We start from the raw sequence: 20758 nt of genomic DNA on the forward strand, positions 1-20758 counted from the left end.
GAAAAGGCAGGAGGGTATTGGAATGAATAATAAAAGACAAACGATTTGGCTGGTTTCCATGCTGAGCTTGATGGTTGTGCTTTCAGCCTACTACTTGTTTACGGAAGACACCGGCACAGCCACCGATCCGGTTGCGGACAGCACACAGGTTATGGATGGCGGGACAGCTGCAACACCCGGAACCGGGGGCTCTGATGAGCTGACAATCAATGAGGTTGTTACGGAGGGTGGAGATGCGGCATCCGGTCAAGAAGCATCGGGTCAAACAGCATCCGGCAATACAACCTCAAACGATTCAGAATCCAACGATACAGCATCCAATGATACAGCATCGAATGATACGGCTTCCGGAACAGAGCAGGCAGCGACAGAAGGAGAGGCTTCCAAGGGAACAGAGGGTCAAACCGCTGCGACTGGAACGGAAGGTTCTTCCAAGTCCGCTGGACAACAGACGGAAGTGGCCAAGACAGACGAACAGGTGCTGGAAGAGGTTAAGGCAGGGCAGCAAGCAGGACCGGAAGCGAAAGAGACGGCCGCTGCAGTTATTGACGGTTATCTGCTCGAGCGCGAAGTGAACAATCAGAAAAAGCAGGAAGAGCTGATGGCAGCTATAAATGACAAGTCCTCCACGGAAGCGGTCGCGGCACAGAAGGAGCTGACGGCGCTTGAAGACAAACAGGCGAAAATTACAGGCCTCGAGGAAGAACTGGAGCAGCAGTTTGCCAGCGCAGTCGTCAAGGAAGAGGATAACGATGTATACAAAGTGGTTGTGCTGAGTGATAAAATGGATGCCAAGCAGGCTGTAAGCATCGTGGATAAAGTCATGAAGGAGCTTAATGTAACTCAGGACAAAATCAAAGTTCAGTATGTGTCCGAGTAACAGGCACACTCTCCTGACCGGGATGCGCCATACACAGTTAAAAATAAAAGATACCGATGACAGCTGATCGGTATCTTTTATTTTGCTTTCCGCGCTCTTTCTATTTCAGTCGATTGTGATATAATACAAAAAGCTGTCAGGCTGTCCAAGCCACAGATGCGGGCAGAGCATGCGGCAGCGCACCCGGTTCTGTATAATCGGCAGGCATGAGCGAAGATGCGCTGCAACCGGCATAATGCTGAAGGAGTGAATAATTGCGATGTTTAAATTAAGCGAGATTAAGGAATTGATCAAGCTGGTGGATGAAACGTCCGTTCAGGAATTGGAGATTGAGAATGAAGGCGCACGTCTGATGATCCGCAAGCCAGGCAAGAGCGAGATTGTAACGGTTCAGGCGCCGGCAGCGGCACCTGTCTATGCGGCGGCTCCACAGGCGATCGTGTCCAGTTCTGCAGTGCAGCCGCAGGCCGGAACCGCTGCGGCAGAGCAAGCGGCAGAACCTGCGTCCAACTTACATAAAATTGTGTCTCCTATGGTAGGGACTTTTTACAGATCGTCATCTCCGGACGCGGCGCCATATGTTAGCGCAGGCGACAAGGTCGGGGAGAAAACGACGGTCTGCATCATTGAGGCGATGAAGCTGATGAACGAGTTGGAAGCCGAGGTCAAAGGTGAAATCGTTGAAGTTCTGGCGGAGAACGGCCAGCTTGTGGAGTACGGCCAGCCACTGTTCCTGGTCAAGCCGGAGTAAGCTGTTTGCACAGTCTGGTACGGCTGCTTCTCTAAGGAGGATAAATAATCATGAAATTTCATAAAATATTAATTGCCAACCGTGGAGAAATAGCGGTCCGCATCATCCGGGCATGCAGGGAAATGAACATTTCGACGGTAGCGGTCTATTCGGAAGCCGACAAGGACTCTCTTCATGTGAAGCTTGCCGATGAAGCGTACTGCATCGGACCGACTTTGTCCAAGGACAGTTATCTGAATTTCACGAACATCATGAGCGTGGCTACGCTGACCGAATGTGATGCCATTCACCCTGGCTACGGATTTTTGGCCGAGAATGCGGACTTCGCCGAAATCTGCGCATCCTGCAATATTACCTTTATCGGTCCTTCTCCTGAAGCGATTACGAAGATGGGAGACAAGGCTGTTGCAAAGCAGACGATGAAGGATGCCGGCGTACCGGTCATTCCTGGCTCCGACGGTCTGGTGGAAAATCTGGAGGAAGCGGTTATGATCGCCCGTGACATCGGCTATCCGATCATTATTAAAGCGACAGCCGGTGGCGGCGGCAAAGGCATCCGCATCGCAGAGAACGAGGAGATGCTCATCCAGCAGATCACGACCGCGCAGCAGGAGGCGCAGAAGGCGTTTGGCAATGCGGGTGTGTATCTTGAAAAGTATTTGACAGGCATGAAGCATGTCGAAATCCAGGTCATTGCCGACAAGCATGGCAATGTTGCCCACCTGGGCGAACGGGATTGCTCTGTGCAGCGCCGCCGACAAAAGCTTGTTGAGGAAGCGCCCTGCCCGATTTTGTCTGAAGGGGTCCGCCAGCAGATGGGCGAAGCGGCAGTGCGTGCGGCCAAGGCCGTACAGTATTCGGGAGCGGGAACGCTTGAATTTTTGCTGAGTCCGGACAACTCCTTTTATTTCATGGAAATGAATACCCGGATTCAGGTAGAGCATCCCGTGACCGAAATGATCACTGGAGTGGACCTGATCAAAGAGATGATCTCGGTGGCCGAAGGCAACGAGCTGTCGTTCAAGCAGGAGGACGTTGTCATTAACGGCTGGTCCATCGAATGCCGTATCAATGCGGAGGACCCTGCCCGCAACTTCATGCCGGCGCCAGGCAAAATCGGCTTTTATCTGCCTCCCGGCGGGCCGGGAGTACGGGTGGACAGCGCCGCTTATCCCGGGTACAGCATTCCGCCTTATTACGATTCGATGATTGCCAAGCTGATCGTATGGGGACAGACGCGCGACGACGCCATCGCCAAAATGAAGCGGGCGCTCTCGGAGTTTGCTGTCGAAGGCATTCCGACGACAATTTCCTTTCATCAGCGGCTTTTGGAGCATCCGACGTTCATTAACGGTAATTTTGATATTAAATTCCTTGAAGAAAATGAAGTCTGAGCGCCTGCTGCAAAGGTTTGTCATCATGTTTTCCAAATGATATAGTATGGATTAAAGTACGCTTGTGTCTACAGACTTACAACGATCCTAGCTAACCGAAAGGTGTGTAAATTATGGGTACAATGCCAACGGAATTTGAAAGAACGGAAATTGGTGAGATTCAGATTGCTCCTGAAGTCATCGAAGTCATTGCTGGCCTGGCTACGGTAGAGGTCAAAGGGGTCGCGGGCATGAGCGGCGGTTTTGCAGGCGGCTTTGCCGAGCTGCTCGGACGCAAGAACCTGTCCAAGGGTGTTAAGGTGGAAGTAGGCCAGCGCGAGGCGGCTGTGGATGTATCTGTCATTATTGAATATGGCAACCGTCTGCCTGAGGTGGCCTCCCTGATTCAGCATAACGTCAAACGTTCCATTGAGAACATGACCGGTCTGAGTGTGGTGGAAGTGAACGTCCATATTCATGACGTCCAGTTCAAGAACGCAGAACGTACTCCGGAAGAGAATGATCTTACCGGCCGCGTTAAATAAAATCTTTCTGCGTACAACCCCCGACCTTTGGGTCGAGGGTTTACTCTAATTTCAAGGAGGCTGTGCAGTTCGTGACTAAAATTGTGGATAGACTTTTGCTGTTTATATACAGCTTGAGTATCGGAATTGCATCCGTTATTGCCATCCTCCTTCTGAGCGGCGTTCTCCCGCCTCAGCTGGATAACATGGATGGGAGGAGGCTGTGGGCGATCGCGCTGACGGTCGCTATTATTTGGTTTCTGCTCAGCCTCCGGTTTATTTTTGTTTCCTTCCGCCGCGGCCGGCAAAGCCAGCCGACCATTGATCAGCGTACGGAATATGGGGATATCCAGATCTCCGTCGAGACGATTGAGAACCTGTGTCTCAAAGCGGTCTCCAGGTTCCGCGGAGTTAACGATTTAAAATCACGCGTCAAGGTAACGGAATCAGGACTGGATATTACGATCCGCGCAGTGGTTGAGGGCGACACCTCCATTCCTGGACTGACCTCGGATATGCAGAAGGCTGTTCATGACCATTTGGAGGAAATTACCGGCATTCCGGTGTCCAACGTGTCGGTGTATATCGCAAATGTCACTGCGTCACCGGCCTTTAAGAGCCGTGTGGAATAGAGGTGGTTTTAAGAATGCCTACCTGGAATGAAATATGGCTGGAGTACAAGGGACGGATTTTGGGGATTGCGGGCGGTATCTGCCTGGGTATTGTATATTTAGTATCAGGTTTACTGGATATGTTGATCTTTGCATTGTTGGTGTTCATCGGATACACGCTGGGTAAAAGGTTTGATGCCAAACTCGATGTTTTTGAGCCACTCAAAAAGCTCGGGGACTGGATCTTCAACCGCAAGCGGCCCTTTAAATGAACCCCGTGATACGCATTCTCCAAAATCAGAGCCGCAGCTTGTCTACGTCCGTTGTTTTGGAGTTGCGTTCACCGGGTTTTTTTTAGATTATGGAATGTATGAGTTTTCAGCAAGATAAAATCTGTCTGACTGTGATGATTATGTGAGAGTGTAGGAGGCATGCATGAAAAGACGTTTGGCAAGAGAACTGGCGGTACAAAGCATGTACCATATGGAAATGAATGAGGTGAAGGCGGAGGAAGCGGTGGATATGCTGCTGCAGGAAGCGGCCGAGGACAATGAAGCAGAGGTCGTCGTGAAGGACGAGGCCGCTCTGCGACAATATGTGCTCAATATGGTTGCAGGAACCTGGGAGCAGCGGTCTGCCATCGACACCCTGCTCACCGATTATTTGAAAGGCTGGCAGGTTAGCAGATTATCCAGGGTGGACCGCCAGATTCTGCGCCTCGCAGCGTATGAAATGATTTTCCGTGAAGACATTCCGGGCAAGGTGGCCGTCAATGAAGCGATTGAGCTGTCCAAGCATTTCGGCACCGAGGAGTCCGGCAAATTCGTTAACGGCGTTCTCGGGCGTTTGATTCAGGATTTGGAGCAGTTGAAATCCCGTTTTGTCTAAAATAGAGCGGCTAATTATTAAGTGAGTTGAGGGAGAGTGTGAACATGGCAGCACCGTTGATTAGTGGTACACAAGTTTCTCAGGAAATCCGCGCGGATATCAGAAAGGAAGTAGAGGAGCTGAAAGCGCAGGGCCTGGTGCCGGGCCTGGCGGTTGTTCTCGTAGGGGAAGATCCTGCTTCCCAGGTTTATGTCAGAAACAAGGAAAAGGCCTGCCATGATCTCGGCTTTTATTCCGAGGTGCACCGTCTGTCTGCGGATACGGGGCAGGAGGAGCTGCTTGCACTGGTGGACCGATTGAACCGGCAGGAGTCTATTCATGGCATTCTTGTGCAGCTGCCGCTTCCCGGACATATTGAGGAAAAGGCGGTAATCGACGCCATCGCTGTACATAAAGATGTCGACGGCTTTCATCCGGTCAATGTAGGCAATCTGGTCATCGGGGACGACAGCCTGCTGCCGTGTACACCTGCAGGGGTGATTGAGCTGATCAAGCGGACAGGCCTAGAGATGGCCGGCAAGCATGCCGTTGTCATCGGCCGAAGCAATATTGTTGGAAAGCCTGTTTCTCTTCTCCTGCAGCGTGAAAATGCAACCGTGACGATGTGTCATTCCCGTACAAGCAACATGGCCGAGCTGTGCAGACAAGCGGATATTCTTGTTGTAGCCATCGGCCGCGCCAATTTCATTGATGCCAGCTACGTCAAACCTGGAGCTGTCGTTATTGATGTTGGCATGAACCGTTTGGACAACGGCAAGCTGGCAGGCGATGTTGACTTTGCCAGCGTACAGGAAGTTTCCGGGCCGATTACACCAGTGCCTGGCGGCGTCGGGCCGATGACGATTACAATGCTGATGAAAAATACGCTGATCGCGGCCAAACGCTCTCGCGGCTTGAAATAAGGCGGCCTGCCATGGCGGAGCAAAAAATATATTCAATTAAGGAATTGAACAGATATATCCGCATGAAGCTGGAATCCGACCGGATACTGTCCGATGTGTGGATTCGCGGTGAAATTTCAAATTTTACCCATCATTCAAGCGGACATATGTATTTCACCTTGAAGGACGAGAGCAGCCGCATCAAATCGATTATGTTCGCTTCACATAACCAGCGCCTGCCCTTTGTGCCGAAGGAGGGCTCGCGCGTGATCGCGCGTGGTAACATATCGGTCTATGAACGGGACGGGCAGTATCAATTTTACGCCACCCATATGCAGCCCGACGGGATAGGGAGCCTCTATCTCGCCTACGAGCAGCTCAAGCAAAGGCTTGAGGCGGAAGGATTGTTCGCTATAGAGCGCAAACGCGCGCTGCCGCGGTTTCCGCGGACAATCGGAGTGGTCACGTCCCCGACCGGCGCAGCCGTCCGCGATATTATAACAACACTGCAGCGCCGCTACCCGCAGGCGCGGGTGCTTTTGTACCCGGTGCTGGTGCAGGGGAAAGGGGCTGCCGCTTCGATTGTAAAAGCGATTGCCAAGCTGAACGAGATGATGGAGGCGGATGTGCTTATTGTCGGGCGGGGAGGTGGATCGCTGGAGGAGCTCTGGGCCTTTAACGAAGAAATTGTAGCCCGTGCGATTTATTCATCCGCGATTCCGGTCATTTCGGCCGTTGGCCATGAGACGGACTTTACCATTGCCGACTTTACGGCCGATTTACGGGCCGCTACACCGACCGCTGCTGCCGAGCTGGCGGTGCCGCATTTGTTCGAGCTTACCGACCAGGTCCGGCAACGCGAGCTGCGGCTGCGGAATGCGCTGAAGCAGCGTGTCGCTGCCGAACGGGAGCGGCTGACCAGGCTGCAGCGCTCGCCGGTGCTGGTTCATCCCAGGCGCCGCATGCTGCAGCATGCCGAGCGCCTGGACATGCTGCGCGACAGGCTGAAGCGGGCCGCAGCGAGCCGCACGCGCCTGCATCAGGAGCAGAACGCGCGGCTCCTGCATGCGCTTGAGCGCTTTAATCCGCGGGAGCAGGTGCGGGCGTCAAGGCGCGACTTGCAGCAGTCGGAGCGCCGAATGCTGTCGGCGGCGGGCAGGATGCTCAAGAGCAGCAGGCAGCAGCTGGCCTCCACGGTGCGCCAGCTGGATGCGCTCAGCCCCTTGAAGGTGATGGCCAGAGGTTACAGTCTGGTATACGACGAGCAGGAGGCACGGCTTATCAAATCGCTTCGGGACGTTCAGCCCGGGGATTTAATCAAAGTCAAAATGAGCGACGGGCAGCTGGACTGTCAGGTGTGGGGAATGAAGGAGGTCGACAAGCAGTATGGCGAATGAGACAGAACTGACTTTTGAAGAAGCGATGGCGGCCCTTGAGGATATCGTCGGACAGCTGGAGCATGGGGATGTTCCGCTCGAACAGGCGATAGATCTGTTCCAGCGCGGTATGAAGCTGTCACAGCTGTGCGGCCGGAAGCTGGAGCAGGTGGAGCGCAAAATTGAAATGATCGTGGAGGAAGACGGTGAAACCCGGACGAAGCCGTTCGGGACCGATTTTGAAGAAAGTGGCGGTGAACGTGCTTGAGCAGCAGGTCAGGCTTCAAGGAATACATGGAAAGCACGGCTGCGGAAGTGTCGGGGGAGCTGTCCCGCATTATTCCAGGGCATTGGGAGGTTCCGGAAACGCTCAGGGCCTCGATGTACTACTCGTTGATGGCCGGCGGCAAACGGCTGCGCCCGCTGCTGGTGATCGCGGCAGCCGAAGCGTTTGGCGGCAGCAGACCGGCAGCGATGCCGATTGCTTGTGCGGTGGAGATCGTGCATACCTATTCGCTGATCCATGATGACCTTCCTGCCATGGATGATGATGATTACCGGCGGGGCAAGCCGACGAATCACAAGGTGTACGGTGAAGCTACGGCCATTCTGGCAGGGGACGCGTTGCTGACGCATGCGTTCTACAGCATTGTACAGGCAGGCCGGCGCCATGCTGTTCCAGCCGAGCGGCTGCTGTCCATTGTTGAGGATTTGGCTGAAATGGCCGGAGCGCGCGGAATGGTCGGCGGCCAGGCAGCGGATATGGCCGGGGAGCAGGGAATCACGCAGCTGCAGGAGCTCGAGTTCATTCATCTGCATAAAACAGGCGATTTGATCATTTTCTCTCTGCTGGCCGGTGGGCGTATCGGGGGAGCGTCTGTGGAGCAGCTTGAAGGGCTGCGCCGTTTCGGAAGGGATCTGGGCCTGGCTTTTCAGATACAGGATGATATTCTCGATCTTGTCGGCGATGAAGCCAAGCTGGGCAAGGCGACGCAGAGCGATGTGCAGCAGCAGAAGGTGACGTATCCCTATTTTGTAGGAATGGACGCTTCCTTGCGGGAGGTTGAGAGGCTTACACAGTCCGCCAAGCAGGCGCTTGTTGACACCGCCATTCCCGATCCTGCGCGCTTGATGGAGATCGCTGACTACCTGATGAAAAGAGATCACTGACTTGACTGTCGAAGGCATGTTGTTTTTTGCCTAACCCGATCTGTGATATAATGAATGTTATTACAATTAAGGTCAGGCAGATTTGCAGCTTCAATTGTTCATTACTTGAAGGAAAGCGGGGAGATTCGCGTGCTGCTTCCACGAATAAAGCAACCAAGCGACTTGAAAACATTATCTGTTGATGAGATGGCTTCTCTGTCCGAAGAAATCCGCAAATTTCTGATTGAGAAGCTCTCGGCAACAGGGGGGCACTTGGCATCGAACCTGGGAGTGGTTGAGCTCACGGTCGCCCTGCATTATTGTTATAACAGCCCTGAGGATAAAATGATTTTCGATGTAGGCCATCAGGCTTATGTTCATAAAATATTGACGGGAAGAATGGAAAGGTTCGACACGCTGCGCCAGAAGGACGGCCTGTGCGGGTTCGTCAAGCGCAGCGAAAGCGAGCATGACGTCTGGGAAGCCGGCCACAGCAGCACCTCCCTGTCGGCGGCTATGGGCATGGCCTTGGCACGGGATCTGAAAGGGGAAGACAACAAGGTCATCGCCCTGATCGGGGACGGCGCTTTGACGGGCGGTATGGCTTTCGAAGCGCTTAACCATATCGGCCATGAGGGCAAGAAGCTGATGGTCATCCTGAACGACAATGAAATGTCGATCGCCCCCAACGTGGGGGCCTTGCATAATTATTTGAGCAAAATCCGTTCCGACCGTCATTATCTGCGTGCCAAGGATGAACTGGAGCAGATGCTGAAGAAAATTCCGGCCATCGGCGGCAAGCTGGCGAAATCGGCGGGGCGGATGAAGGACAGTCTGAAATATATGATGGTGCCCGGCGTATTGTTTGAAGAGTTGGGCTTTACGTATTTGGGGCCGGTTGACGGCCACGATTTGTCAACACTGATCGAAACGTTCCATCAGGCGGACAATGTTAATGGACCGGTCATGGTGCATGTGATTACCACGAAGGGCAAGGGATACAAGCCGGCAGAGGCAGATTCTCATAAATGGCATGGCATCTCCCCGTACAAAATTGAATCCGGCCAGGTGCTGAAGGCCGTAGGAAACCCGATGTATACGGATGTATTCGGGCAGACCCTGATTGAGCTGGCCCGTGGGGACGGGCGGATTGTTGCAGTGACCCCGGCGATGCCGGGCGGTTCCGGACTTGTTCCGTTCAGCAAGGAGTTTCCGGACCGGATGATTGACGTCGGCATTGCGGAGCAGCATGCGGCCACGATGTGTGCGGCTCTGGCCATGGAAGGGATGAAGCCGCTCTATGCGGTATATTCGACTTTCATGCAACGGGCCTACGATCAGATTGTACACGATATTTGCCGACATAACGCCAACGTGATGTTTGCCATCGATCGGGCCGGATTTGTGGGCGCTGACGGTGAGACGCATCATGGTGTGTTTGACGTCGCATTTATGAGACATATCCCGAACCTGGTCATGATGATGCCCAAGGACGAAAACGAACTCCGTCATATGATGAAAACGGCGCTTGAATATAACGACGGTCCGATTGCTTACCGCTATCCGCGAGTCAATGTACCGGGAGTTCCGCTAGATGAGGAACTGCAAGTCATTCCTATCGGAAAGTGGGAGTATCTTCGCAAGGGTGAACAGTATGCAGTCATCGCTTGCGGCCCGATGCTTCAGGCAGCAAGCGAGGCTGCTGATGTGATGAAGCGTGAGGGAATTCAGGTGGGAGTCATCAATGCACGGTTTCTCAAACCGCTGGATGAGGAAATGCTGCGCGAGCTTGCCGAGCAGCAGGTAAAGCTGGTTGTGCTGGAGGAAGCGTCCGAGGCGGGCAGCCTTGGCAGTGCGATACTTGAATTTTACGCCCGCGAAGGTGTACATGATATGCATGTCCATTTGATGGGCATTCCTGATATTTTTGTGGAGCACGGCTCCATTAAGGAGCAGCGGGCACAGGTTGGATTGACTGCTGAAGCGGTTGCCGCCGAGCTGCGCCGGATGGCTGCCCAACCTGCATTCGGCTACGGCCAGTCGGTATAGAGATAGGAGAACAACATGTCTGATCCGAAAGAAAGAATTGATGTGCTGCTTGTGGAGCAGGGATTTTACGAAAGCCGGGAGAAGGCCAAGGCGGCCATTATGGCCGGCCTGGTGCTCGCGGACAGTGAACGGATTGAAAAGGCGGGAATGAAGGTTCCCCGCAGCAGTCAGCTGAAGGTAAAAGGAGCCGTGCACCCCTATGTCAGCCGTGGGGGGCTGAAGCTGGAGAAGGCGATCCGGGAATTCGGTCTGAATATGCGGGACCGCACGATGCTCGATATCGGCTCTTCCACCGGAGGATTTACAGACTGCGCGCTGCAGCATGGAGCAGCCTATGTGTATGCGATCGATGTCGGCTACAATCAGCTCGATTGGTCGCTCCGTAATGATGAAAGAGTCTGCGTGATGGAACGCACGAATTTTCGCTATATGACCCCGGAGGATCTGAAAGGGCCGGCGCCAGATTTTGCAAGCATTGACGTGTCGTTCATTTCGCTGCGCATCATCCTGCCTCCGCTGATCGCGCTGCTGCAGCGTCCGGCTGACATTGCCGCTCTGATCAAGCCGCAGTTTGAAGCCGGGCGGGAGAAAGTCGGGAAATCAGGAGTTGTCAGGGAACCCGCGACACATAAAGAGGTGCTGCACACGGTGCTTTCTTTTGCCAGGGAGCTTGGACTTTCTTTGAAGGGGTTGACCTTTTCGCCCATTACGGGAGGCGAGGGCAATATTGAATTTCTGGCCTATTTTCGGCTGCAAGATCCGGCTTTGCCTGATGAAGGGATGGAACACAACCTGGAGTCGCTCATCGACCGTATCGTTGCAGAGGCGGGACAGACGTTTGGTAGCAGATAGGGCAAGAGGTTCTCATAAGTTCTTCACAAGAACTATGGGAACCTTTTTTTTCGAAAATGCGGAGCAGAGATTGATTAACGAACTCACGTTCGCCTATAATGTAAAGAGAAGAGTAAAGGAGTTTTTGCGGCCGATCACGAAATAACAAATGAATGTCAGACCAATAAAGGCGGGGATCTGGATGGATACACGGTATGATACGTTTTTGGTTGCGGCGCTTGGTGCTGTTTTGGCCATTTGGGCATTATACGCGTTCCGTTCCTGGCTGCGCAAGCCGGAGCATCCCAGGCTTTATGCGATTTCGCTGAATGAGGAGATCGAAGAAGGACCCGCCTCGGCTATACTGGAAGAGAACGGCTATGAAGTTATTGGTGGACGGCTGCGGGTTCCCCTTGCATTTGACGTCAACGGTGAGACTATTAACAGCGGTTTATATATTGATTACATAGCAGAGCGGGATGAAGGCGTCTATGTCGTCAAGACCTCGCGGCGCAGCAAGCCGATAGAGTGGAGCGGGACAGCAATCAGAGACAAATTTTTGCCTCTGCTGCTGCTTTATCCCGAGATTGCGGGAGTTCTCTATGTGGACATGGAGGAAGGGGCAGTCCGGCGGATCGTACTGGCTGCAGAGGAATGGAATCATGATTAACCAATTTACAGGAGGATGTTATGAAAGGTCAAAGGCATATCAAAATCAGGGAAATTATTACCCATCAAGATATAGAAACCCAGGATGAACTGGTGGAATCATTGCGCGAAGCGGGTTTTCAGGTGACGCAGGCAACTGTATCGAGAGACATTAAGGAACTGCTCTTAATCAAGGTGCCTATGGATGATGGAAGATATAAATATTCACTGCCGAGCGATCAGCGCTACAATCCGGTTCACAAATTAAAGCGCGCACTGGTGGATAACTTTTTGCAGATTGACAGCACGGGCAACCTTATTGTCATGAAATGTCTGCCCGGGACAGCGAATTCCATAGCGGCTCTGCTGGACAGCATCGAATGGCCGGAAATCATGGGCACCATCAGCGGTGATGATACCATCCTGATCATTTGCCGCACCCATGAGAACAGCACGGACGTCGTGAAACAGATTATGTCCTATATATCCTGATGAATTACCGTAAGATGTTGGAGGTGTAGCAGCGGTGCTGGTTTCACTATCGATAAGAAATCTGGCAGTGGTTGAAGCGGTGGATGTACACTTCCACCAGGGCTTTCATGTGTTGACAGGGGAAACAGGGGCAGGGAAATCCATTATCATCGACGCTCTTGTGCTGATCTCGGGTGGCAGAGGAGCGGCGGATCTGGTGCGTTACGGCTGCGACAAGGCCGAGATGGAAGCGCTCTTCGAGCTTCCCGCCGGACACCCGGTGTGGGAGGTGCTTGCCAAGCTGGGCATTCAGGGAAATGCGGATGAGCATCTGCTGATTCGCAGAGAGCTGGCTTCAAGCGGCAAGAGCACCTCAAGAATTAATGGTCAACTGGTAAACCTAAGCATGCTGCGTGAAGTCGGCGAGCACATCGTCAACATCCACGGACAGCATGAACCGCAGAATCTGCTGCGGACCGACCGGCATCTGTCGTTGCTGGATACCTATGGTGACAGCATGATTGGACCTGTAAAAGCTCGCTACCGAGAAAGATACGGCGCGTTTGTCAAAGCCGAGAAGGAACTGAGAGAGCTGCAGGAATCAAGCCAGAAATCGTATCAAATGCTTGATATGTATCGCTTTCAGCTTGAGGAGATTGCTTCTGCCAGGCTGCAGCCTGGCGAGGATGAATTATTAGCGGAAGAACGGGTCAAACTATCCCACAGTGAGAAAATGATGGATGCCGTCGCCGGGGCATATGAGCTGCTGCAAAGCCAGCAGGGGCTGGATGCCGTAAGCAGTGCAGCTGCCATGCTGGAGGACATTTCCCATTATGACAGCAAACAGCTGCAGCCCATCACGGAGCAGATTCAATCCGCATATTACCAGCTGGAGGATGCGGTTTTTCAGCTTCGATCCTACAGGGAACAGATTGAATTTAATCCGGAGCGCCTTCAGGAGGTCGAGCAGCGTCTCGCCTTGATTGCCGGTTTGCGCCGTAAATACGGAGACAGTGTCGAGCAAATCCTGGAATACTCCCAAAAAATTGAGCATGAAACGGATAAGCTGGAAAACAAGGATGAGCGTCTGGAGAAGCTCACCGCCCAGCGTGACAAGCTGCTTGCCGAGCTGCTCGCGACGGCTGACGAGCTGTCTGCCGCACGCAAGCAATGTGCGGAGGATCTGGCTGTACAGGTGGAAAGGGAGCTCAATGAGTTGCAAATGGGGCGAACCTCTCTGCGGGTGAAGATTGACCCGCTGGAAGACGCGCGTGGTTATGAATGGAATGGGCGTAAAATCCGGCCAACCAAGCAGGGCATTGACAATGCCGAATTTTTAATTTCCGCCAACCCGGGAGAGCCGTTGCGCCCGCTGGGCAAAATCGCGTCCGGAGGCGAAATCTCCCGTGTCATGCTGGCGCTCAAAAGCATTTTCGCCCGTCATGATCAAATTCCGGTGCTCATTTTTGATGAAGTGGATACCGGGGTCAGCGGACGGGCGGCGCAGTCCATTGCCGAGAAGCTGTACAGGCTGTCTTCTGTCTGCCAGGTTTTTTCGATTACCCATCTTCCGCAGGTGGCCTGCATGGCTGACAGCCAGTATCTCATCGAGAAATCCGTACAGGATGGCCGCACCATGACACAGGTGGAGGAATTAACGGATGAGGGCAGGGTGAAGGAATTGGCAAGGATGCTGGGCGGTGTGGAAATTACGCAAAAAACGCTGCATCATGCACAGGAAATGCTGAATTTGGCACAGGCGCAAAAGAAAGAAGGACATCGGGTAGAGTAATGATTGACAGTAATAAAAGCCTGGGGGCAGGGTTACCTTATAGGTACGCAATTGGCGACGACCTTTACTCGTCAAGCGAAAGAAGCAAAGGGAGCGTGACAGCCATTGAAATTGAACTCCAGGAACAAACTGCCCGGTCTTTTGCTTGTCTTCTTTCTTTGTATGGGAAGTATTTTTATGTTTGTCCGGCACGCAGCGGCGGAGCCGGAGAGTCATGGTGACTCCCTTGGGAATTATAAGGGCTCCATTTTTCAGCTGAATAAGCTGGTTCAGCGCAGTCCGTCTTTATCTTCTTTGCTTGCCAACCGGTCAGGAGTTCATTCTGTTCCGGAAATTCAAGTCATTCCCGGCGGCCAAACGATTGGCGTAAAGGTGAAATCAGCGGGGATCCTTGTCGTAGGTCACCACCTTGTGGTGCAAGACGGGGAGACCCGTTTGTCGCCCGGAGAGGCGGCAGGAATCAGGCTTGGGGACCGTATTACACACATTAACGGCCTTGTTCCCGATAATTTGTCACTTGTTACGGAGGCTGTAGAACGAGCGGGAAAAGAGGGTAAACCGTTAAAGATCACCCTTATGAGGGGAAAGCAGACCATTCATACCAGGCTGACTCCGGCATTTGACCGCGAGGACAAGGCGTGGAGGCTTGGATTGTATATCCGCGATTCGGCAGCAGGGGTTGGAACATTGACCTTTTATGCACCGCAGCATGGCGTTTACGGGGCACTTGGCCACGTTATTACGGACATGAATACACAAACCCCTATTGTCGTTGGCAACGGACATATTGTCCAATCCAACGTTACTTCCATCTCCAAAAGCCAGAATGGCGAACCTGGGGAAAAACGTGCCCAGTTTACAAAAAATCATAAAGTTCTGGGCAGCATTGAAAGCAATACGAAATTTGGAATTTTCGGTAAAATGACCGATCTTCCTGAACACAGCATATACACGAAACCGATCCCCGTTGCATGGGCTGAGGAAGTTAAAGAAGGACCGGCAGAAATATTAACCGTGGTTGACGGCCAATCGGTCCAGCGTTTTAAAGCGCGTATTATGCATGTGTCCCATCAAAGTGCCCCGGCAACGAAAGGGCTCGTTATCCGCATAGTTGATCCCCGCCTGATCGATAAAACCGGTGGAATTGTGCAAGGGATGAGCGGAAGTCCGATCATTCAGAACGGCAAGCTCATCGGAGCGGTCACACATGTTTTTGTGAACGATCCGCAGTCAGGGTATGGCTGTTTTATTGAATGGATGCTGAAGGATGCGGGGATAATTCATCACAAACAGAGCAAAGCTTCTGATCTTAAGGCCGGTTGACGGCCTTAAGATTTTTTTGTATTTATTGCGCTATGATGGTGTCGGTTTGTGGAGTATTGTGCTGAATCAAGCAGAATATTAGCTAACAAAGTTGAAAAAAATCAGAAAATTTAAATTATAAAGGAAAGGATAAAAAAAATAAATAAAAATATTTTTCGACAGAAGGAATTGAATTCAGTGTGTCGAAATTATATACTTCCGAGAGAAGAAATTGCCATATCAAAAACTATGCAGCTCATTTTAAAGGAGGAAGTCCATTGCAAAAAATTGAAGTGCTGTTGGCAGATGATAACCGTGAATTTACAAATTTACTCGCTGAATATATATCAGAGCAGGAGGATATGGAGGTTGTTGGAATCTCCTACAACGGCGAAGAGGTTCTTCAACGTATTTCCACTGCTCATAAAATCCCCGATGTATTGATTCTGGATATCATTATGCCGCATCTTGACGGTCTGGGCGTACTTGAGCGGCTGCGTGAAATGAATTTGCCTGCACAACCGAAAATTATTATGCTCACCGCTTTCGGTCAGGAGAACATTACTCAACGCGCGGTACAACTGGGAGCCTCTTACTATATTCTCAAGCCATTCGATATGGAGGTACTGGCCAACCGTATTCGCCAATTGGTGGGTGTGCAGACGGTCAGCAGTACTTCGGCCGGTATGTCCATGGCAAGATCGAATGTTGTCCCGATGGGGAAGGTGAAAAATCTGGATGCCAGCATTACTTCCATCATTCATGAGATCGGTGTTCCGGCACATATTAAAGGTTACCAATATCTGCGCGAAGCCATCACTATGGTATATAACAACATCGAAATATTAGGGGCCATCACCAAGACGCTATATCCGGCGATCGCCGAGAAATTTAAAACCACTCCATCACGCGTCGAGCGCGCCATCCGCCATGCGATTGAAGTGGCATGGACCCGCGGTAATATTGACAGCATCAGTCACCTCTTTGGTTATACGATCAATATCAGCAAGTCAAAGCCAACCAACAGCGAATTCATTGCGATGGTTGCCGACAAGCTGCGGATCGAGCATAAAGTATCGTAGCCAAACAAGTGATATACCTGGAAACTGGCCCAATAAATCACCGATTTATTGGGTTTGTTTGTTATCATAACTAGGCAGAGGGGGATAACATATGGTGTATCTGTGGGTTGTTGCCGGGGCCGTGGCTGTCGGAACTATCTTATTCACTATACTTCGTCTGAGTAGAAGGCGCAGCAAAAAAAGGCAGGCTCCCCGTCATTCAGGAGATAATGTAGTCCCTTTCCGGCGTAAAGGGAGCACGAACAAACCTTCCGCGCAGAAATGCAGCTTCTGCGGCAAAGAAGAGCTGTTGACCTTCTACGCAGGCGACAATGGGATCGTCAAGGGTGTCTGCAAGCACTGCAAGCCTAAAGCGGAAGGCAGGGATATGCTGCCGCTGTAGAAACACAAACCCCACCATCATGAATGGCGGGGTTAAAATATGTTAACGGGCTTGTCTGTAGATCAGTTCCCCAAGCACATCCGCAACATATCTGTTTCCTTTCTGCAGATCCGACCGGCTCAGACTCATCCACGCTGTACGCTCATCCATTTCAAATGACCGTTCAAGCCAGCCGGAAAAACCTCTGCCGCGGCGGTCAACCTCAACCAGCACATGAATGCCGTCACGCTCAAGATTGAAAATAAATTCGAGCTCTTCCACCCTGCTGGAAAATTCCCGGCCAGGGTAAAATTCTATTTCCTGCACAAACGGAACACCACGTCCAAGCCGTGGATGATATTCACAGGTAGCCTCCTTGAATCGGAATCCGAGCTCCTGGGCAGCCTGTAATACGACGGTGGCATAAGGGTGCGGCGTGACCTCGATATAGTCGCGGTCGTTAGGATCAATGGCACTATCAATATCAAGACCGGTATGAATCCAGACAGGCTGGCGCGACAGCGTCAGCGGCGTTTCCAGCGGAAGCGGGAAGGAGAACGGAATTTGCAGCTTCTCTCCCTTCCGGACGAGCAGATGGTCAGCCACATGATATTTGACGATGGTGTACGTCTCCCGGACCTTTTTATCATCATGCTCCCTCATATACTCAGTCATGACTTTGATATAGATATGATCTACTTTCTGCTCGACATTGCCACCCCTGATATGTACCATTCCCCGAATTTCCTCGCCCGGGTGATAAGAGGCTTTTTCAAGATGTGTGTCTATTTCCGCAGCCCCGATTCCTACACTTGCAAGCATTTTGTTAAAAAAAGACATGGTAAGTACCTCCTAAAAGATATGTATGACACAGGAGTATACGTGGGAAGAGCGGCAAAGTTTCCGTCACAATGACTAAATAAAAAAATTATTGACGAACTTTTACTTTCAGTGCGAGTTCAAAAAGTCAGGTTTTCAGCACCGAAGCCTATGCTTCCGAAGTGCGTTTTTTCAAAACGCTTGAGTTGGATGAAGCTAGGGACTGAGGAGCGGAGCGTACGTGGGGTACGTGAGCACCTGAAATGTTTCCGCAGGAAACATGCTTCGGAAGCATCCACTTAGGCCCGGCTGAATTCAAGATTCGATGTCGAGTCCGCTTCCTGACTTCCTTCGTGATCAAAAGATGACTTTTTGAACTACCTCTGTAATCTAAAAAAAGCCCCGCAGGGGCTTTTTAATTGCAATCCACCTTGTGAGGTGGCACAAAACAGCGCCGGCAGCGCGGCTCATAAGCTTCCGAATCTCCGATCATAACGATCGGGCCTACTTTTACCGGTTGCCCATTAATGATTCTCTGTGTAAAGTTGCCTTCGGCACTACCGCAAACGGCACAGAAGGCGCTTAGCTTTTCAATATCGTCAGCCATGGCGAGCAGTCCTCCGATATATCCGAATTCCTCCCCACGATAATCCATATTCAAGCCGTCAACAATGACATGCTTTCCGTTATAAGCAAGCTCCTGAACCAGGTTCATGATCGGTCGATTGAAAAATTGCACTTCATCAAAAGCGACAACGTCCGCGTCACGGGTCTGCTCCATGATTTTGGCTACGGTCTCTTCCGTCAGCCTTCGTGGAATGGATATGGCGGGAAGACGGTATCCGATGCGGCTGACGATCTCGTCCTTGGCAAAACGGTTGTCCTCGGCAGGTTTATAGGCGACCACCTTGCGGCGGCCGTATTTCATTAATTTTTGACAGCGGCGGATGAGCTCCCCTGATTTTTCACTGAACATTGGACCAGTAATTACAGTAATACGCCCTGTGGACAAAGCAATTCCCCTCTTTCTTTAAAGAAAACGCCACTATAGAGTACCATAGGTTAAGGGAGACAGACCAGAGACAAATGCTTGAATTTTGACAGCATACGCAGCTGTTTCATTGCCCGCAGCCGCCAAGTCTGTTACTGTAGAATGACGGGATTATACAGCAGAAATGAGGAATCCGGATGGAAGATGTCAACTCCCGTTTCAAGCATAGAAAGGCCGAATTGGCACGGCTCGGTCTGCTAAGCTCCGAGACGGAAGCGCTGGTCAATGACATGCTGGAACAACTGGAAATGCTGGAGCAGCGAAATGCTGCTCTCCGCCGGTCCCTTCGCAGTTCATCGAAGACACCGCGCATGTCCAGTAAACTGAAGGATGCGCTTTACGAATAAGCTGCCAGTTCGGGCGCTTGGATCAAGAACGGGCCGGAGTTCAGCTGGGCTGCCGGTTTATTTGTAATGCCGTTCAAAGAGAGTAAAATAGACTTAAAATAATCATGCAGCGATAGTGGAGGTTAATATGTCAATCACATGTGATATAGCGATACTGGGCGGAGGAACGGGAGGTTATGTGGCCGCAATCCGGGCTGCCCAGTTGGGCAAGGATGTAGTCATCATTGAGCGCGACAAATTGGGAGGCACCTGCTTGCACCGTGGTTGCATTCCCAGCAAATCATTGCTTAGAAGCGCCGAAGTGTATGCAACGGTCAAGGAAAGCGAATCCTATGGTGTTGAGACGACCGGGACCAGGCTGCTGTTTCCAAAGGTGCAGGAACGGAAGGAACAGGTCGTAGAGCAGCTTCACCAGGGTGTCCAGTATTTGATGCGCAAAAATAAAATCAAGGTTCTGCACGGAACAGGGAGGGTTATAGGGCCGTCTATTTTCTCGCCGAAAAGCGGTGCGGTTGCCGTCGAGCTGGAAGATGGGGAAATGGAGACGGTCGTGCCTGCCCATCTGATTATTGCGACAGGGTCCCGGCCAAGGCATATTCCGGGTCTTGAGCCTGACGGTAAATTTATTTTAACGAGCGACGAGGCGCTTCTGCTGGACAAGCTCCCTGCTTCCATCATCATTGTCGGGGGCGGTGTGATTGGCGTGGAGTGGGCCTCCATGCTGAACGACTTTGGCGTGGAAGTGACCGTAGTGGAGACGGCGGACAGGCTGCTCCCGCTGGAGGATGAGGAGATTTCCCGCGAGCTGCAGAAGCTGCTGGCAAAAAGAGGCGTGAAGATTCTGACCGGGTCCCAGGTGATGTCGGAAAGCCTGAGCAAGGATGAGGAAGGAATCCAAATCGATGTGCGCCGGGGCGGCGAAGCGAGCACGCTCAGCGCTTCACAGTTGCTTTTATCTGTGGGCAGGCAGGCTAATGTGGAAAATATCGGACTGGAGAATACGGATATCCGGGTTGAAAACGGGGTCATAGCAGTTAATGCCCATTATCAGACGGTTGAACCTCATATCTACGCCATTGGCGACTGCATCGGCGGCGTTCAGCTTGCACATGCCGCCAGCCATGAAGGGATCGCGGCTGTAAATCATATTTGCGGCGAGGAGGTGCACGCGCTGCCTGCTCATCAGATCCCGCGCTGTATTTATACAAGACCGGAGGCAGCCAGTGTCGGTTTGACCGAGCAAGAGGCGAAAACACGGGGGGTTGAGGTGAAAATCGGCAAATTTCCTTTTCAGGCGATCGGCAAATCGCTCGTGTATGGCAGCAGAGACGGTTTTGTGAAGGTGGTTGCGGACCGGAAGACGAATGATATTCTCGGGGTTCATATGATCGGCACGCATGTCACCGACCTGATCAGTGAGGCGGCTTTGGCTCAATTGCTCGACGCAACCCCATGGGAAGTAGGCCAGCTTGCTTTTCCACATCCAACCTTGTCGGAAATTTTGGGCGAAGCGATGCTGGCAGTAGACGGAAAAGCGATCGGAATCTAATAGTCGGCTTTCCTTTTCGGTAT

The 20758-nt window shown here is 52.0% G+C and carries 23 protein-coding genes; 21 read left to right on the plus strand and 2 right to left on the minus strand.

What is annotated here, in order from left to right:
* The first annotated feature begins 22 nt into the window (after positions 1-22).
* The 19 genes from ACE5LO_RS03870 (at position 23) to ACE5LO_RS03960 (ending at position 16990) form a co-directional block, all read left to right on the plus strand.
* Positions 23-880, plus strand: a complete 858-nt coding sequence (locus tag ACE5LO_RS03870; protein ID WP_375518737.1) for a SpoIIIAH-like family protein — start codon at positions 23-25, stop codon at positions 878-880.
* Positions 881-1139: 259 nt separating this feature from the next.
* Entirely contained in the window at positions 1140-1631 is a 492-nt protein-coding gene (gene accB, locus ACE5LO_RS03875) for an acetyl-CoA carboxylase biotin carboxyl carrier protein (RefSeq protein WP_375518738.1), read from the plus strand.
* A 50-nt stretch (positions 1632-1681) separates the two neighbouring features.
* Positions 1682-3025, plus strand: a complete 1344-nt coding sequence (accC, locus tag ACE5LO_RS03880) for an acetyl-CoA carboxylase biotin carboxylase subunit (protein ID WP_375518739.1) — start codon at positions 1682-1684, stop codon at positions 3023-3025.
* Between the two features lie 113 nt (positions 3026-3138).
* Positions 3139-3549, plus strand: a complete 411-nt coding sequence (locus ACE5LO_RS03885) for an Asp23/Gls24 family envelope stress response protein (RefSeq protein WP_375518740.1) — start codon at positions 3139-3141, stop codon at positions 3547-3549.
* A 71-nt stretch (positions 3550-3620) separates the two neighbouring features.
* On the plus strand, positions 3621-4160 hold the full coding sequence (gene amaP, locus ACE5LO_RS03890; protein ID WP_375518741.1) for an alkaline shock response membrane anchor protein AmaP: 540 nt from the start codon (positions 3621-3623) through the stop codon (positions 4158-4160).
* Positions 4161-4174: 14 nt separating this feature from the next.
* On the plus strand, positions 4175-4411 hold the full coding sequence (locus ACE5LO_RS03895) for a DUF2273 domain-containing protein (RefSeq protein ID WP_375356562.1): 237 nt from the start codon (positions 4175-4177) through the stop codon (positions 4409-4411).
* A 163-nt stretch (positions 4412-4574) separates the two neighbouring features.
* Positions 4575-5027 carry a transcription antitermination factor NusB gene (gene nusB, locus ACE5LO_RS03900; RefSeq protein WP_375518742.1) on the plus strand — a complete coding sequence of 151 codons (453 nt, stop codon included), beginning with the start codon at positions 4575-4577 and terminating at the stop codon, positions 5025-5027.
* A gap of 44 nt (positions 5028-5071) precedes the next feature.
* Positions 5072-5929 (plus strand): bifunctional methylenetetrahydrofolate dehydrogenase/methenyltetrahydrofolate cyclohydrolase FolD, encoded by an 858-nt coding sequence (gene folD / locus ACE5LO_RS03905; RefSeq protein WP_375356559.1) that lies wholly within the window; start codon positions 5072-5074, stop codon positions 5927-5929.
* Positions 5930-5940: 11 nt separating this feature from the next.
* On the plus strand, positions 5941-7305 hold the full coding sequence (xseA, locus tag ACE5LO_RS03910) for an exodeoxyribonuclease VII large subunit (RefSeq protein WP_375518743.1): 1365 nt from the start codon (positions 5941-5943) through the stop codon (positions 7303-7305).
* Positions 7295-7552: an exodeoxyribonuclease VII small subunit gene (gene xseB, locus ACE5LO_RS03915; protein WP_375518744.1), complete on the plus strand. Its 258-nt coding sequence runs from the start codon at positions 7295-7297 to the stop codon at positions 7550-7552. The genes xseA and xseB overlap by 11 nt, the downstream gene beginning before the upstream one ends.
* Before the next feature lie 26 nt (positions 7553-7578).
* Positions 7579-8454, plus strand: coding sequence for a polyprenyl synthetase family protein (locus ACE5LO_RS03920; RefSeq protein ID WP_375518791.1), 876 nt, complete (start codon positions 7579-7581; stop codon positions 8452-8454).
* 129 nt (positions 8455-8583) lie between these two features.
* Positions 8584-10482 carry a 1-deoxy-D-xylulose-5-phosphate synthase gene (gene dxs / locus ACE5LO_RS03925; protein WP_375518792.1) on the plus strand — a complete coding sequence of 633 codons (1899 nt, stop codon included), beginning with the start codon at positions 8584-8586 and terminating at the stop codon, positions 10480-10482.
* 15 nt (positions 10483-10497) lie between these two features.
* Complete coding sequence (locus tag ACE5LO_RS03930) at positions 10498-11334, plus strand: TlyA family RNA methyltransferase (RefSeq protein ID WP_375518745.1); 837 nt, start codon at positions 10498-10500, stop codon at positions 11332-11334.
* Between the two features lie 181 nt (positions 11335-11515).
* Positions 11516-11983 carry a hypothetical protein gene (locus ACE5LO_RS03935; protein WP_375518746.1) on the plus strand — a complete coding sequence of 156 codons (468 nt, stop codon included), beginning with the start codon at positions 11516-11518 and terminating at the stop codon, positions 11981-11983.
* Between the two features lie 20 nt (positions 11984-12003).
* A complete protein-coding gene (gene ahrC, locus ACE5LO_RS03940) occupies positions 12004-12453 on the plus strand; it encodes a transcriptional regulator AhrC/ArgR (RefSeq protein WP_375356553.1) in 450 nt (149 codons plus the stop codon).
* A gap of 34 nt (positions 12454-12487) precedes the next feature.
* Positions 12488-14224, plus strand: coding sequence for a DNA repair protein RecN (gene recN, locus ACE5LO_RS03945; RefSeq protein ID WP_375518747.1), 1737 nt, complete (start codon positions 12488-12490; stop codon positions 14222-14224).
* A 105-nt stretch (positions 14225-14329) separates the two neighbouring features.
* A complete protein-coding gene (gene spoIVB, locus ACE5LO_RS03950; protein WP_375518748.1) occupies positions 14330-15547 on the plus strand; it encodes a SpoIVB peptidase in 1218 nt (405 codons plus the stop codon).
* Between the two features lie 257 nt (positions 15548-15804).
* A complete protein-coding gene (gene spo0A, locus ACE5LO_RS03955; protein WP_375518749.1) occupies positions 15805-16608 on the plus strand; it encodes a sporulation transcription factor Spo0A in 804 nt (267 codons plus the stop codon).
* 91 nt (positions 16609-16699) lie between these two features.
* On the plus strand, positions 16700-16990 hold the full coding sequence (locus ACE5LO_RS03960; protein ID WP_375518750.1) for a hypothetical protein: 291 nt from the start codon (positions 16700-16702) through the stop codon (positions 16988-16990).
* A 42-nt stretch (positions 16991-17032) separates the two neighbouring features.
* Here ACE5LO_RS03960 and ACE5LO_RS03965 read toward each other — a convergent pair whose 3' ends face one another.
* Both ACE5LO_RS03965 and ACE5LO_RS03970 read right to left on the minus strand, forming a co-directional pair.
* Positions 17033-17809 (minus strand): sporulation protein, encoded by a 777-nt coding sequence (locus ACE5LO_RS03965; protein WP_375518751.1) that lies wholly within the window; start codon positions 17807-17809, stop codon positions 17033-17035.
* Positions 17810-18203: 394 nt separating this feature from the next.
* Positions 18204-18800 (minus strand): thymidine kinase, encoded by a 597-nt coding sequence (locus ACE5LO_RS03970; protein ID WP_375518752.1) that lies wholly within the window; start codon positions 18798-18800, stop codon positions 18204-18206.
* Positions 18801-18976: 176 nt separating this feature from the next.
* On the opposite strand from ACE5LO_RS03970, the gene ACE5LO_RS03975 reads away from it, so the two are divergent.
* Positions 18977-19186: a hypothetical protein gene (locus ACE5LO_RS03975; protein WP_375356543.1), complete on the plus strand. Its 210-nt coding sequence runs from the start codon at positions 18977-18979 to the stop codon at positions 19184-19186.
* A gap of 127 nt (positions 19187-19313) precedes the next feature.
* Positions 19314-20735: a dihydrolipoyl dehydrogenase gene (gene lpdA / locus ACE5LO_RS03980; RefSeq protein WP_375518753.1), complete on the plus strand. Its 1422-nt coding sequence runs from the start codon at positions 19314-19316 to the stop codon at positions 20733-20735.
* Positions 20736-20758 lie beyond the last annotated feature (23 nt).

It is taken from the genome of Paenibacillus medicaginis (assembly GCF_042138635.1).
Lineage (GTDB): Bacteria > Bacillota > Bacilli > Paenibacillales > Paenibacillaceae > Paenibacillus > Paenibacillus medicaginis.

Coding starts and splice junctions, on each gene's coding strand:
- ACE5LO_RS03870 (WP_375518737.1), top strand. CDS start 23: ATGAATAATAAAAGACAAACGATTTGGCTGGTTTCCATGCTGAGCTTG.
- accB (WP_375518738.1), top strand. CDS start 1,140: ATGTTTAAATTAAGCGAGATTAAGGAATTGATCAAGCTGGTGGATGAA.
- accC (WP_375518739.1), top strand. CDS start 1,682: ATGAAATTTCATAAAATATTAATTGCCAACCGTGGAGAAATAGCGGTC.
- ACE5LO_RS03885 (WP_375518740.1), top strand. CDS start 3,139: ATGGGTACAATGCCAACGGAATTTGAAAGAACGGAAATTGGTGAGATT.
- ACE5LO_RS03895 (WP_375356562.1), top strand. CDS start 4,175: ATGCCTACCTGGAATGAAATATGGCTGGAGTACAAGGGACGGATTTTG.
- nusB (WP_375518742.1), top strand. CDS start 4,575: ATGAAAAGACGTTTGGCAAGAGAACTGGCGGTACAAAGCATGTACCAT.
- folD (WP_375356559.1), top strand. CDS start 5,072: ATGGCAGCACCGTTGATTAGTGGTACACAAGTTTCTCAGGAAATCCGC.
- xseA (WP_375518743.1), top strand. CDS start 5,941: ATGGCGGAGCAAAAAATATATTCAATTAAGGAATTGAACAGATATATC.
- xseB (WP_375518744.1), top strand. CDS start 7,295: ATGGCGAATGAGACAGAACTGACTTTTGAAGAAGCGATGGCGGCCCTT.
- ACE5LO_RS03920 (WP_375518791.1), top strand. CDS start 7,579: ATGGAAAGCACGGCTGCGGAAGTGTCGGGGGAGCTGTCCCGCATTATT.
- ACE5LO_RS03930 (WP_375518745.1), top strand. CDS start 10,498: ATGTCTGATCCGAAAGAAAGAATTGATGTGCTGCTTGTGGAGCAGGGA.
- ACE5LO_RS03935 (WP_375518746.1), top strand. CDS start 11,516: ATGGATACACGGTATGATACGTTTTTGGTTGCGGCGCTTGGTGCTGTT.
- ahrC (WP_375356553.1), top strand. CDS start 12,004: ATGAAAGGTCAAAGGCATATCAAAATCAGGGAAATTATTACCCATCAA.
- ACE5LO_RS03960 (WP_375518750.1), top strand. CDS start 16,700: ATGGTGTATCTGTGGGTTGTTGCCGGGGCCGTGGCTGTCGGAACTATC.
- ACE5LO_RS03965 (WP_375518751.1), bottom strand. CDS start 17,809: ATGTCTTTTTTTAACAAAATGCTTGCAAGTGTAGGAATCGGGGCTGCG.
- ACE5LO_RS03975 (WP_375356543.1), top strand. CDS start 18,977: ATGGAAGATGTCAACTCCCGTTTCAAGCATAGAAAGGCCGAATTGGCA.
- lpdA (WP_375518753.1), top strand. CDS start 19,314: ATGTCAATCACATGTGATATAGCGATACTGGGCGGAGGAACGGGAGGT.